13 protein-coding genes are annotated in these 13,956 nt (G+C 47.4%); 7 read left to right on the top strand and 6 right to left on the bottom strand.

Going from position 1 to position 13,956, the window contains the following annotated elements; genetic code table 11:
- Window positions 1-24: 24 nt before the first annotated feature.
- Window positions 25-2,181 (bottom strand): ABC-F family ATP-binding cassette domain-containing protein, encoded by a 2,157-nt coding sequence (locus ACTJLE_RS03660; RefSeq protein WP_481267472.1) that lies wholly within the window; start codon window positions 2,179-2,181, stop codon window positions 25-27.
- A 106-nt stretch (window positions 2,182-2,287) separates the two neighbouring features.
- Here ACTJLE_RS03660 and rnc point away from each other — a divergent pair, with 106 nt between their 5' ends.
- Entirely contained in the window at window positions 2,288-3,082 is a 795-nt protein-coding gene (gene rnc, locus ACTJLE_RS03655; protein WP_481267471.1) for a ribonuclease III, read from the top strand.
- Window positions 3,083-3,129: 47 nt separating this feature from the next.
- Here the strand turns inward: rnc and rpmF are convergent, their stop codons facing one another.
- From rpmF to coaD, 4 genes are all read right to left on the bottom strand, one after another.
- Window positions 3,130-3,324, bottom strand: a complete 195-nt coding sequence (gene rpmF / locus ACTJLE_RS03650; protein ID WP_119486891.1) for a 50S ribosomal protein L32 — start codon at window positions 3,322-3,324, stop codon at window positions 3,130-3,132.
- Between the two features lie 619 nt (window positions 3,325-3,943).
- Window positions 3,944-4,573: a YceD family protein gene (locus tag ACTJLE_RS03645; protein ID WP_481267470.1), complete on the bottom strand. Its 630-nt coding sequence runs from the start codon at window positions 4,571-4,573 to the stop codon at window positions 3,944-3,946.
- Window positions 4,573-5,655, bottom strand: a complete 1,083-nt coding sequence (locus ACTJLE_RS03640) for a hypothetical protein (RefSeq protein ID WP_481267469.1) — start codon at window positions 5,653-5,655, stop codon at window positions 4,573-4,575. The genes ACTJLE_RS03645 and ACTJLE_RS03640 overlap by 1 nt, the downstream gene beginning before the upstream one ends.
- A 16-nt stretch (window positions 5,656-5,671) precedes the next feature.
- A complete protein-coding gene (gene coaD / locus ACTJLE_RS03635; RefSeq protein ID WP_481267468.1) occupies window positions 5,672-6,265 on the bottom strand; it encodes a pantetheine-phosphate adenylyltransferase in 594 nt (197 codons plus the stop codon).
- 165 nt (window positions 6,266-6,430) lie between these two features.
- Here coaD and ACTJLE_RS03630 point away from each other — a divergent pair, with 165 nt between their 5' ends.
- Entirely contained in the window at window positions 6,431-6,760 is a 330-nt protein-coding gene (locus ACTJLE_RS03630; RefSeq protein WP_481267467.1) for a DUF3039 domain-containing protein, read from the top strand.
- 126 nt (window positions 6,761-6,886) lie between these two features.
- On the opposite strand, the gene ACTJLE_RS03625 is transcribed toward ACTJLE_RS03630, so the two are convergent.
- Window positions 6,887-8,224, bottom strand: a complete 1,338-nt coding sequence (locus ACTJLE_RS03625; RefSeq protein ID WP_481267466.1) for a nicotinate phosphoribosyltransferase — start codon at window positions 8,222-8,224, stop codon at window positions 6,887-6,889.
- A gap of 192 nt (window positions 8,225-8,416) precedes the next feature.
- Here ACTJLE_RS03625 and cysS point away from each other — a divergent pair, with 192 nt between their 5' ends.
- The 5 genes from cysS (at window position 8,417) to ACTJLE_RS03600 (ending at window position 13,955) form a co-directional block, all read left to right on the top strand.
- A complete protein-coding gene (gene cysS / locus ACTJLE_RS03620; protein WP_481267465.1) occupies window positions 8,417-10,069 on the top strand; it encodes a cysteine--tRNA ligase in 1,653 nt (550 codons plus the stop codon).
- A 122-nt stretch (window positions 10,070-10,191) separates the two neighbouring features.
- Window positions 10,192-11,871 (top strand): signal recognition particle protein, encoded by a 1,680-nt coding sequence (ffh, locus tag ACTJLE_RS03615; protein WP_481267464.1) that lies wholly within the window; start codon window positions 10,192-10,194, stop codon window positions 11,869-11,871.
- Window positions 11,868-13,070, top strand: a complete 1,203-nt coding sequence (locus tag ACTJLE_RS03610; protein ID WP_481267463.1) for an endonuclease/exonuclease/phosphatase family protein — start codon at window positions 11,868-11,870, stop codon at window positions 13,068-13,070. The genes ffh and ACTJLE_RS03610 overlap by 4 nt, the downstream gene beginning before the upstream one ends.
- A 169-nt stretch (window positions 13,071-13,239) precedes the next feature.
- Entirely contained in the window at window positions 13,240-13,719 is a 480-nt protein-coding gene (gene rpsP / locus ACTJLE_RS03605; protein ID WP_481267462.1) for a 30S ribosomal protein S16, read from the top strand.
- 2 nt (window positions 13,720-13,721) lie between these two features.
- Window positions 13,722-13,955, top strand: a complete 234-nt coding sequence (locus ACTJLE_RS03600; protein WP_119486901.1) for an RNA-binding protein — start codon at window positions 13,722-13,724, stop codon at window positions 13,953-13,955.
- Window position 13,956 lies beyond the last annotated feature (1 nt).

Genomic DNA, 13,956 nt, shown 5'->3' with positions numbered 1-13,956 from the left:
ACGTGGCAGTTATCTTCTAAATCGCTACAGCTGCTCAGAAAGTTCCATCCACTCTTCTTCAAGATCGCTAGTTTCTTTCGCATTTTGTTGCAATTCTTCGTTAAGAGCTTGCAATCCTACGAAGTCGCTTGGATCGTGAGAAGCCATTTGCGATTCAATATTTGATTTTTGATCTTCAAGTTTTGCAAGTTTTCGCTCGATTGCTGCCACGCGTCTAGTTGCGTCGTGATACGCTTTGCCAGTTAGTTTCGGCGCGCTTGCTGAAGCCGCGCTTGCTGAAGCTGCACCTTCCGCACCTTCTGCGCTTGCACTACTTACAGCACTTTCTGCAAGTGCTGAATTTATTACGCTACTTTCGCTACTTTCGCTATTTTCTCTATTTTCGCTACCATTTTTAGTTTTTGCAGAATTAATATTATTTTCGTGCTCGCGTTGCAATTTTTCTACAATCTGCAAATACTCGTCCACGCCGCCCGGAAGATGACGGATTTTGCCGTCAATAAGCGCAAACTGCTGATCAGTTACGCGCTCAAGCAAATAGCGATCGTGCGAAACCACAATCAGCGTGCCAGGCCACGTGTCAAGCAAATCTTCCATAACAGCGAGCATATCGGTGTCGAGATCGTTTCCAGGCTCGTCCATAATAAGCACATTCGGCTCGTTTAGAAGAATCAAAAGCAATTGCATACGTCGTTTTTGACCGCCCGAAAGATCCGCAATCGGCGTCATAAGCTGTTCCGGCTTAAAACCAAGACGCTCCATAAGCTGGCCAGGAGTTACTTCCTTGCCGTCAATAATGTAACTTGGCTTGTATCTGCTTAAAACTTCCTTAACCTTATATTTTCCAAGCTTTTCAAGCTCTTCCAAACGCTGCGAAAGTACCGCAAATTTTACGGTTTTACCAATATTCACGCGGCCAACAGTAGGTTTTAACGAGCCGTCAATAATGCTTAATAGCGTTGATTTTCCGGCACCGTTTGCGCCAACAATTCCGAAACGATCTCCTGGTCCTATTAGCCATGTTGCATCGTCGAGAATCATGCGGCCTGTAATAGTTTTTCGTTCTGCTGCCGCAGTTTCCAGATTTTCTTCGTAAAAGTTTTCTTGATTTTCGTCGACTGCAATCGTAACGCTTCCTACGTGAGTTGGTTGCGCAAAAGCAGATTCTACAATGTCGACTTTATTTGATTTTTCCGCAGTACCGGCGCTTTCCGAAGTAACGGCACTTTCTGTAGTACCGGCGCTTTCCGCAATATCTGGATCAATATTTTTTAGTTGATTAGCATCGTCAAAAATTTGCGTAACATCAATCAAATCAACAACTTGCTTACCAAGACGCGAAGTTGCCATTTTCTTCAATTCCAAAGTATCGCGCATTGGCGGCACGTCTGCAATAAGCTCGCGCGCCTGCTTTACGTGGAACTTCTGCTTAGTTGAACGCGCACGAGCGCCGCGTGAAAGCCAGGCCAACTCTTTACGCGCCAAATTTCTGCGACGCTCCTCGCGCACATCCGCCTGACGCTCGCGCTCAACTCGCTGAAGCATGTAAGCGCTGTAGCCACCTTCGAACGGATCAATAACGCCGTCATGAACTTCCCACATAGACGTGCAAACTTCATCCAAAAACCAACGGTCGTGCGTCACAATCAAAAGCGCGCCCTGACCATCCTGCCAACGGTGAAGCAAGTGCTCAGCAAGCCAGTGAATCGTCACCACATCCAAGTGGTTAGTAGGCTCGTCCAAAGCCAAAATATCCCAGTCGTGAAGAAGCAATCTTGCCAAATCCGCGCGCCTACGCTGGCCGCCGGAAAGCGTACCAATTTTCGCTTCCAAATTGATTCCGCCAAGAAGAGCCTCTACGATTTCGCGCGAGCGCGTATCTGCAGCCCACTCGTAATCTTCGCGATTTTCCAACGCAGCCTCGCGCACAGTATCGTTGTCATTTAAAGGATCGCGCTGATCGAGTATGCCAAAAGTAAGACCGCCGCGCTTAGTTACGCGCCCGGAATCAGGCTTAATATGCCCTGAAAGAAGACGAAGTAGCGTTGACTTTCCGTCACCATTTTTACCAACAATACCAATTCTGTCGCCTTCAAAAACACCTTGCGTAACGTCAGTAAAAATCGTTTTTGTAGCAAATTCTAGCGAAACTCGTTCTAATCCCAAATCATACGTAGGCATAATGCACAAATATAGCTGCAGACTTATACGAACAGATTTAATCTGATTTAATCTAAGCTAATCTAAAAGCGTGCGTGTTGGCAATGTGGACTATAATAGTGCTGTTATGAAGAATCAAAATAATCAAGAAAATCAGCACGAAGCTATGACGGAAAATATTGCAAGCGGAGTTTTAAGATTAGATGACGGCGAGGCTCGCGCCGGGGATCCAACGCAGGAACTTTTAAGCGCTTTAGGCACAACAATTTCGCCAGATCTTTTGGTTGAAGCACTTACGCATCGCTCGTTTTCGCATGAGCATCCGGGTACGCGCAATTATGAGCGACTCGAGTTTTTGGGAGATGCTGTGCTTGAGTTGGTTTCTACAGAAACGCTATTTTCTGCGCATCCAGACATGACGGAAGGGCAGCTTGCAAAAATGCGAGCGAAAGCTGTGTCTGAATGGGCGCTTTCTGCTGTTGCGCGCGAAAAATTGCATGTTGGACCGTATATTTTGCTTGGCCGCGGCGAAATGGAGCAAGGCGGAAGTAATAAGGATTCGATTCTTTGCGATATTGTTGAGGCGCTTATTGGTGCGACTTTCGTAGAGCACGGTATTGATGAAGCGCGCGCGGTGGTGCATCGTTTGATTGATGATACTTTGGCGGAAGTGCTTACGGAAGGCCCGGCGCTTGATTGGAAGACTTCGCTTACTGTTAAAGCGCACGATATGGGTTTGGCGGATCCGGAGTATCGTATGTCGGTTTCTGGGCCGGAATATGCTCTAGTTTTTGAAGCGCGCGCGGTTTTGGCGAATGATGATGGCGACGAAGTGCTGGGTGTTGGGAGCGGATCTAGCAAACGCAAAGCGCAACTCGCCGCCGCAGAAGTCGCGTGGCACGTACTCGACGCGCGTAAATAAAAAGAAACCCTGCCACCCGTCGATGGCAGGGTTTTTATAAATACAACCTACTTGTTGTGTGCGGAGCGAATAGCTTCGCGATAAACGCGGCCGCGGAAAGTTCCGCAGGATGGGCAAGCCATGTGTGGGAATGCCTCAGAACCGCAGTTCGGGCAAGTCACAGTCTGCACGGCAGACGCCTTCCAATTAGCGCGACGCGAATGCGTATTAGCACGCGAGGTCTTGTATTTAGGCAGTGCCATAATTTTTCCTCTATTTCGTTCAATCGATTGAGCTTAAGCGTTCTGTATATTACAGCAAGCGCCGTACAATTCTCCCGAAAATGTTCCACAAAACGGCTGACGCAGCTACAAACTCCGGGAATTTTCCCGTAAATGTTCCTGAGGCTTTGCAGTAATGCTTCTGCGAACGGTGATTACTTGTTGCTTAAAGAACACTAGAATCCGTGCTGCTGCACACATCACGCCAGGCACTCATACCTACGCACACACCCGCAGCTTAATTGAAGGAATATTAGCGAGGTGAGATTTGAGATTTTTCGCACTGAACGAAGGCGGACGTCAGAGCCGAAGGCTGCTGACAAGCCGAGCGAAGAAGAAAAATCGAAAAATCTCTGCGATAAAACACGGTTATTAAAGATTAAACACGCAGAGTTTGGGGGATTTCTCTACGAGCAATAAAAGAGGACTGAGGAAGCAACATTCTTTAAGAACAAAGCAGACATAAAAAGCCTATAACAGCCAAAGCGACGAAGGACGGGAACTTGCGAGGAGAGAAATCCCCCAAAACTCGCGCCACATTAAACAAGAACTCGTCCCACGCTATTAGTGCAAAATCAGGTCGTCGCGCAAACGCCCGCAATTAATTTTGTTTTTCAGATTTCTCAAGCTGCGCTTTTAATCCTTCCAAAGCCGCAAATCGAATATCCGTAACGTCGTGATGATGCTCCGGATTCTCGTTCAAATTCTCACCGCACTGCGGGCAAAGTCCGCGGCAATCCGGCTCGCACAGCGGCTGAAGCGGCAACTCGCTAACCATCGTATCTCGAATAAGCGCCTCAATATCCGCAAAATCGCCGCCACCAACTAGCGGATACACATTCCCAGACTCATCGTTTTCATCCCAAATTTGCGACTCGTCTTCGTCAACATCTTTGCCGTTCTTGCGATTATCCGCACGTTGCGAGCGCTCGTCCACATAAGGGAAGAATACGCAAACATCAACTTTCCAATCGCGGCGAAGTGGCATCAAGCAGCGCGTGCATTCCGCATGCACAGGAGCTGTAATACTCCCCTGAAACATTAAGCCATCAACCACAGCATCAAAATCGCCATCAACCATAACGTCACTGCCTGGTTTTACGCCAATAACGCAATCTCCAATACCTTCCGGAGCTGGAAAAGCGCGGTGCAATGACATGCTACTACCAGCTCGCGCAGCCATTTGCGCAACTGGAACAGCCCATGGTGATTGGGAAGGATGCGAAGTCATTACTCATTCCTTTCGTCGTTGTCAGTATCTTCATACAATGATTCGCTAATATCGTTTTGCACATGCGCTGCAGCACGTCGGCGATCTTCCAATACGCGCTGTCCTGCTTGAACGTCCTGCTCTAGCTTATCGAGCTGTTGCTTTAGACCTTCCATAACAGTTGCGCAATACTGATCCGCACCTTGAGTGAGCTTATCGGACTTTGCTTGCGCGTCAGAAAGAATATTGCGCGCCTTTTGCTTTGCCAAAGCCGTAACGTTTTCTTGACCTGCCAAGAATTGCGCACGTTCTTGCGCTTCGTCAATTATTTCCGCAGCTTGAGATTGTGCAGAAGAAACAATAGAATTTGCTTGCGATTGAGCAGTACGAAGCCTACGCTCTGCTTCGCGCATTAACGCTGAAGCGCGCTCCAATTGCACAGGAAGCATATCTTTTAAGCGAGCTAATTGATCTACAAAATCATCGCGATCAATTTTTACCATGCCCGGCGCAAACAGAACGTTTTTTGCTTCCGACAGCGTCGTTTCCATCGCGTCAATAATGTCGTAAACTGTGGTAAATTCTGCGCGACTTTTTGAACGAACTTCTTCGCTAACTGTATCAGAATTAATTTTTGACGAAGCTGGCTCATCTTCTTCAAAATTGATTGCGCCGCCGTCTTCGCGCTCGCGCAAATCTGGAAGAGGGAACGATGAGATTGATGCTGCTGAAGTTGATTTAGTACCAGCGTTACTAGCAGCACCAGCACTTGCGCTACTTGCGTTACTTGCGTTACTTGCAGCTTGAGAATCTGCCAAATCTGCAGAATTTCCAAATGCTGCAACTGCAGAAGTTTCAGTATTATCAGCATCGTAGCTATCGTCACCAGCAGCACTACCTGCACTATCAGCACCAGCGCCAGCTATCAAATCATCCTGCTTAGAAACCGAAAGATTATCTTGAGCATCTTCATCATCAGCAATCACTGGATGCAGCGGCAACTTTTGATTCCGCTCAACATGCACTTCGCGCTCCATTGTGTCGTCAGCCTCTGCAGGTAGACCAGCAATATCCTTCATATCGCTACTATTCTTATTAGTCATCCTCTGCTCTCCTGTCTCAATTGTTCAGTGTGTCTGAATTATTGTTTTGATTTGACGATTGCTCAATAAAAAGCTTCTGTAATAAGGGTATTACGTTATCTGGAACCATACCAGTAACGTTTCCCCCGTGACGCGCCACATCTTTTACTACAGAACTTGATACATGCTCAAGTATAGGGTCCGCCGGTAAGAAAAGCGTTTCAATACCTGCTAATTTGCGATTTACTAAAGCCATACCAAGCTCAGCTTCGTAGTCACCGTTTTGACGCAAGCCTTTTACGATTGTAGTTGCGCCAACTTTTGTGCAATAGTCCGTAATTAAGCCGGATGTTGATGCAACTACTATTTTTCCGCAACTTGCAGCACTTGCGCTACTTTCGCTACTTTCGCAAGCTTTACTACTTGCGCAAGTATTATTCGATTTTTGCAAATCGCGCACAGCTTCTTTAATAATGTTCACGCGCTCGTCTTCGGAAAATAACGGCGTCTTCGCAGCATTAACCGCAACTAGCACATGTACTTCATCAAATAAATGCGTACAACGTTGTATTACGTCTAAATGGCCGGCAGTGACTGGATCATACGAGCCGGGGCACACAGCTATAGTCATGCTTTTAGAGTATCACCCATTTACCTAAGAGTAAAAAATATGCGACAAAATAATGCGTTTTATAATAATTTTTTAGGTGATTTTGTTGCGATAATGCTTTATGCTTGGGTTAAGTGAAATTGACGCGGAATTCGTTTTGCATTTGATTTTGAAAGGGATTCGATTATGTTTTCAACTTTATTAGCAAATAGCGCACTTGATGCAACTATGGAAGCAGATTCGCAATCCACTGAGCCTGACTCCACATCCGGCACTAGCACTTCCGTTTTGGAGCGTCCGGAAGTCGAAGAAGATGCGCGCTTAGATGACGGCGGAAATGCCGACCGTTTTGCACATTACGTTTCTAAAGATCGCGTTGAAGAATCGCGCTTAACTGGCCGACCAGTAGTCGCTTTGTGCGGAAAAGTGTGGATTCCTCGCAGAGAAGCAAACGACTACCCTGTGTGCCCAGAGTGCAAACGAATTTACGAGGAAATTGGCAAGCTCGGTTTTTAAAAAACTTGACTTTTAAAAAACTTGATTTTTAAATTTAAAAGCCTGACTTTAACAGCCAGGCTTTTTTAAATGCGTAACTTACAAAATACGCAAGTTACAAATTACGTAACCTACAAAATACGCAAGTTACAAAACGTGAATTTCGGTTGGAATTGCAGGATCTCCGCGCATCAAACTTTGCGCAGCTAACGGCAAACGCTGCAACTGGCGAGCGCAATAATCTTGAGCACGCATAATCGCGTCGTGACCCATATATTGCTCGTCATCTTCACCGTCAACCATGTAATCAACCAGCAAATTCTCCCACGAATCTTCAGGCTTAAACTGACGAAGCGCAACTTCCGAACCGGAAATTACGCGCTCTAAATCAGCTACACCGCAAGAATCGTTGCTGTAATCGTAAGAGCGATACGCCAACTTGCGTCCAGGAACAGTCGCCTTATTCTTCGACTTCTTCGCAACAGGCTTCATTACGCCATCCGCACCTTCGCGCTCAGTAAGCTTATAAACCATTGCGCAAGTTGGAGCGCCAGAGCCTGTTACAAGCATTGTGCCAATTCCATAAGAATCCACAGGCGCGTTTTGTAAGGACGCAAGCGCGTACTCGTCCAAATCGTTCGTAACTGTAATCTTCGTGTTCTTAGCACCCAAATCGTCAAGCTGATTTCTAACGCGACGAGCCAAAACGCACAAATCTCCAGAATCAATACGAATTCCGCCAAGCTCCGGCCCTGCAACTTCAACAGCGGTTTTTACAGCTTCTTCAATGTTGTAAGTATCAACAAGAAGCGTAGTGCCCTTTCCAAGAGCGGCAATTTGGGAAGTAAAAGCGTCGCGCTCTGTGTCGTGCACAAGAGTAAAGCAGTGAGCTGCTGTGCCGATTGCCTTCAAGCCGTAAAGTTTTGCAGCCAACAGGTTTGCAGTTCCCTTAAAACCGCCAATTACTGCGGCACGAGATGCAGCAACTGCCGAATATTCGTTCGTGCGGCGGCCGCCCATATCCATGCAAGGGCGTCCTGCGGAAGCAGAAACCATGCGAGCTGCAGCAGACGCAACTGCGCAATCGTAATTAAGCACGGAAAGAAGCAAAGTTTCAAGCAAAGTGCACTCACCAAAAGTGCCTTCTACTTGCAAAATCGGCGAATCTGGGAAGAACATCTCACCTTCGCGATAACCGGAAATTTTACCGTGGAATCGGAAATTTTCCAGCCATTTAATAGTTTCGGCGCTAACAATTTTGCGATCACTTAAGAAACGCAAATCATCTTCCGAAAGATGGAACTTACGCAATTCTTCCAAAATGCGGCCCATTCCGGCAACAACGCCGTAGCGACGACCTTGCGGCAAGTGACGCGTAAAAATTTCGAATACGCACTTGCGATTTGCAGTGCCGTCCTTAAGAGCAGCGTCAAGCATTGTATATTCGTACATGTCCGTCATAAGGGCAGATGAAATCTCAGCCATGATATTCCTTTCAATAACGAACAATAAAACTAGCTAGGTAATAGATAAGTAATAGATATGAATCTAATTGGATTACTAAAGCTAAATCTAAAACCAAATCGCAATAATTGTATCGCTAACTAAAGAGCCGGAGCGCAAAATGCAACTTCTCAAAGTAACTCTGAGTATAAAGAAGCATTTATAATAGCAATTATGCTTAATAAGACTTTGAACGAAGAGACTACAAAAGTTACTAAAGCCGCACAAAACTTGCGCTTGTACAACACTGCCTCGCACGCAACCAACGCTTTTACGCCATCGAAACCGGGCTGCGTAGGAATGTACGTATGTGGCGCAACCGTGCAAAGCTCGCCGCATATTGGACACATTCGCGCAGCAATCGCCTTCGATGTGATCCGCCGGTGGATGCTACGTCTTGGTTACAAAGTTACGTTCGTTAGAAACGTCACAGATATTGACGACAAAATCATGAAAAAAGCTAGCGAAGCAGGCCAAACTTGGTGGGAGCGCGCATACATTTACGAGCGCGAATTTAGTGAAGCCTACAACACTTTAGGCGTTTTGCCGCCAACTGTTGAGCCGCGAGCTACAGGGCATATTACGGATATGATTGAGCTGATTGAGCGTTTGATTGAGCGCGGTCACGCTTACATTATTAAAGACAGCGCCGGAAATCCTACCGGCAACGTTTATTTTGACGTGCCAAGTTGGGAGCATTACGGCGAGCTTACGCACCAAAATCAAAATCGTGATGTAAATAGTTGCGACGAAGCGTCCGCAATTGCGGATGCAAAAGGCCCAAGCGTAGACTCAGCCGGCAACGATATTTACAATCCAACAGACCCAGCCGACGCTTCCCCAGACAAGCACGATCCTAGAGATTTTGCGCTTTGGAAAGCTCCTTGCGATTTCGATCAGCCGGACGCGCGCTGGAAAACGCCTTTTGGCGAGGGTCGTCCAGGTTGGCATATTGAATGCTCGGCTATGAGCCACCGTTATCTTGGCGACGATTTTGATATTCACGGCGGCGGATTGGATTTGCGATTCCCGCATCACGAAAACGAGATGGCACAAACTCGTGCCGCCGGCTGGAAAAGCGCGAACGTGTGGATGCATTCCGCGTGGGTTACAGCCAAAGGCGAAAAAATGAGCAAATCGTTGGGAAATGGGCTTTCCGTGCCAACAGTTTTGGCGAATAATTCGGCTTGGATTGTGCGATACGCGCTGGGAGCTGTGCAATATCGCGCAATGTTGGAATGGTCGGATCAAGCTTTGGTAGAAGCAAAAGCTGCTTACGATCGCATTACGAACTTCCTTGAGCGAGCCGGACGATTGCTTGAAACAACGCCAACGCAAGAAGAAGTGCAATCTGTAGACGCAGACTCGCTTCCGGAAGATTTTACGCGCGCAATGAACGACGATATTAACGTTTCTGGCGCAAACGCAGCAATATTTACAGCAATTCGACAAGGAAATGCACTTCTTGACGATTGCGCACAAGACTCTTCGCAAGCACAAAGCGAAGGAACGCAAAAACTGATATACACCGCGGTTTTGCAAGTGCGAGCTATGTTGGACACTCTTGGATTGGATATTTACGGCGAACCTTGGGCTTCTGCAAAATCTTCTGCAGAAGGCGCAAACGGAAGCGAAGGCGGCAAGAGCGGCAAGAATAGCAAAGAGAGCGCAGCTTTGGACGCTTTAATTACTTCGCAACTTCAAGCTAGAGCGGATGCTCGAAAAGCGAAGGATTTTGCTACAGCTGATGCGATTCGCGACACACTAAATAATGCGGGAGTTGTGATTGAAGATGCAGCTCAAGGATCTTCGTGGCATTTGAAGTAAGCGATAAGTGCATAAAAACGCAACGTTAGTAAACGCAACGTTAGTAAACGCAACGTTAGTAAACGCAACCAAAATATCAACAATCACGCAACGTTAGTAACAGCAGGTAGAATGGAAACATTATGGCAGCATTTAGTTCATTAACAGACCGCCTTTCCAATGCTTTCAAGCATTTGCGCAGTAAAGGCAAGCTTTCAGAATCGGATATTGACGGCACGATTCGCGAGATTCGTCGCGCTCTTCTCGACGCAGACGTGGCGCTGGAAGTTGTGCGCTCATTCACAGCAAAAATTCGCGAGCGCGCACTTGGCGAGGAAGTCTCCAGGGCGCTTAATCCAGCTCAGCAAGTTGTGAAAATTGTGAACGACGAGTTGACGCAGGTGCTTGGCGCAGGCGTTGATAGGCCGCTTAATTTTGCGAAGTATCCGCCTACTGTGATTATGCTTGCTGGCTTGCAAGGCGCTGGTAAAACTACGCTTGCCGGAAAGCTCGGCTACTGGCTTAAGGATTCCGGGCACACTCCTTTGCTTGTGGCTGCGGATTTGCAACGTCCGAACGCTGTTACGCAGTTGCAAGTTGTGGGCGAACGCGCTGGAGTTCCTGTTTTTGCGCCGGAAAAAGGCGTGCAAAATGGCGGAAGCGCAATCTCTTTGCCATGGTTTACTAAAGGCGACCCGGTTAAAGTGGCGCGCGATTCTATTAATTATGCGCGCGAAAAAATGTACGACACGGTGATTATTGATACCGCCGGCCGCTTGGGTGTGGACGAGGAGTTGATGAAGCAGGCGCGAAATATTCGCGACGCTGTGAATCCTCAAGAAGTGCTGTTTGTTATTGACGCGATGATTGGCCAGGACGCTGTGCGCACAGCTCAGGCGTTTAACGACGGCGTGAACTTTACGGGCGTTGTGCTTTCTAAGCTTGATGGCGACGCTCGAGGCGGTGCCGCACTTTCGGTTGCAAGCGTTACCGGAAAGCCGATTTTGTTCGCTTCTACAGGCGAAGGTTTGAAGGATTTTGAGATTTTCCATCCGGATCGAATGGCTTCCAGAATCCTCGACATGGGCGATATTTTAACGCTTATTGAGCACGCACAGAAGCAATTTGATGAGGAAGAGTCGCGTAAAGCTGCCGAAAAGATTGCTGAAGGAAGCTTTGGTTTAGACGACTTTTTGGAGCAGCTTCAGCAGGTTCGTAAGCTTGGATCAATGAAAAAGCTTTTGGGCATGATGCCAGGAATGGCCGCTCACCGCCAGGAGCTTGAGCAGTTTGACGATAAGGAAATTGACCGCACGGAGGCGATTATTCGCTCCATGACTCCGGCTGAGCGCAGGGACACGAAGATTATTGATGGCTCGCGTCGCGCGCGCATTGCGGCTGGCTCTGGCGTAAGCGTTTCGCAAGTTAACGCGCTTTTGCAGCGTTTTGAGCAGGCTGCGAAGATGATGAAGCGCATGAGCGGTGGCGCTGGAATGCCTGGAATGGGTGGAATGCCTGGATTTGGCGGCCCTGGCGGAAAGTCGAAGCGCAAGGATAAAAAGTCGAAGAAGAAGGGCGGAAAGTCCGGAAATCCAATGCGCCGCGAGGCTGAGGAGCGCGCGTTGCGCGAAAGGCTTTCGGGAGAATCTGCCGGAAGTGGAAGTAATGACGTTTCTGGCTCCGCTTTCGCAAAGCCGCAGCAGCCGAATATGCAGAATCTGCCGGAAGGTCTTAAAGAGCTTATGAATTCGGAAGACGCAAATCAAGATAATCAACTTCCACCTAACTTCGGCGGCGGATTAGCCGGATTATTCGGAAGATGAGTTTTCTGTTAGCGATTCTGTGGGTTATATTTGCGGCGCTTCTTTGCTGGCAGTTGCTTCGGTGGCTGCCTGCCGGCGCGGATAAATATAACCCACTTCCGTATATTATTGCGCTTCTACCGCTTGCAACTTATGTTGTTGGAGCGCTGTTTTTTGTTAGTTTAGGCGCGAGTTTGTGGAATTATTTTTATGCGCCTAAATTAGCGCAATCGTATAATTTCGCTCAATCTTACGCATATTTATGCATTGCTTATGCGGTACTATTTTTGATTTCGATTAAGTCGTATGCGCCGTACTGGTTTGGAAGATTTAGAAGCGCGCAGCAACAAACGCCGGAAAAAATACGCGTAATGACGCTTAATTGCAGATACGGAAAAGCAAGCGCTGCTCAAATAATCGAAACCGCGAAAAAATACAACGTAAATACGTTACTTTTACAAGAATTAAGCGAATCTTTAGTAAAAAATCTTAAAAAACTCGGTATTTACGAAATTTTTCCGACTTCTTGCGTAGGTGCTCAAAGCGCGCACAATAACGGCGGATTTAACGCGATTTTTACTAAATATTCCGCTATTTCAACTTGCAATAATTCCGTAAAAATTGAGGCCGCAAGTGTGCCGAGCATTACTACGCGATTAGATTTTGACGCGACAGCAAACGTTTTTGTAAAGTTCGCTTCAGCGCATCCAAAGTCTCCTATGCGAGGTTGCAAAGCTTGGAGCGAGGGAATTCGCGCGCTTGCAAATCTTATAGATTCTGCAGAAACTTACGAAGCTCACGCAACTTACGAAGCTCACGCAACTTACGAAGCTCACGCAACTTACGAAGCTCACGCAACTTACGAAGCTCACGAAACTTACGAAATTTCAAAAACTACAGAAACCGCCAAAAATTCTCAATCTTCCGAATTAGCAACTCTTACAATTCTTACGGGAGATTTGAACTCAGCAATCGACCACCCGAGCTTTAGAACGCTTATAAAAGCCGGATTCGCAGATTCTGCAATTTCGCTTGGGCATAGACTTCGCACATGGCCTACGTGGCTTAAGTGGCCGAATCTTACGCTAGATCACGTGCTATTTTGCGCAAAAAACTTACGTGCTAAAGCCGTGTGGCATAAAAACGTGGAAATCGACGGCACCGATCACCTTGCGTATATAGCCGAAATCGCGCTGTATCCAATACATTCAATGGACTAAAACATCCAAATTTAATAGCCTAAAACGTCCAAGCAGTAAGGCATAATAGGTAAGTTATTCGTGTGAATCGGCGCCCTCTTCCCGACCACGCGAGGAACATGTGGAAGCTCGTAAGGAGTGCCCCACACCCGAACGAAATTCCACGACTCTAGTTACAAGGAGAGCCATTTTGGCAACTAAGATTCGTCTTAAGCGACTCGGCAAGAAGTTCTATGCCTTCTATCGTGTAGTTATTTCTGATTCACGCAACAAGCGTAACGGTCAGTCCATCGAAGAGATCGGCGTTTACGATCCAAACAAGCAGCCATCCATGATTCAGATTGATTCTGAGCGCGCACAGTACTGGCTTGGCGTTGGCGCACAGCCAACCGAACCAGTGTTGAAGCTTTTGAAGATCACTGGTGACTGGCAGAAGTTCAAGGGTCTTGACGGTGCTGAAGGCACTTTGAAGACTTCCGAGGCTGGTCCAGACGCACAGGCTCGCGTGGAAGCTGTTGAAGCTGAAGCTCAGAAGTTGAAGGCTGCAAAGTCCGAAGCTGCCGCAAAGGCACAGGCCGCTGCTGAAGCTGCCGCAAACGAAGCTGAAGAAGCTCCAGCCGAAGCCGAAGCACCAGCAGAAGCTGCTGAAGCCGAGGAAAAGGCTGAGTAATTATGCTGGCTCAAGCTGTGGAACATCTCATTAAAAACATCGTGGATTTTCCAGATGACGTGTCGGTACGTTCTCACGAAAACGCTCGCGGCGAACTTTTGCGCGTGCGCGTGAATCCTGAAGATATCGGTCGCGTTATTGGACGTGGCGGTCGTACTGCTAATGCTATTCGCATTGTTGTGCAAGCTTTAAGCGATCACAATGTGCGAGTTGACATTATGGACGTACGTAAGTGAG

Source organism: Gardnerella sp. CCPDSM (assembly GCF_056754715.1).
This window is presented reverse-complemented; position numbering and strand designations above follow the sequence as displayed.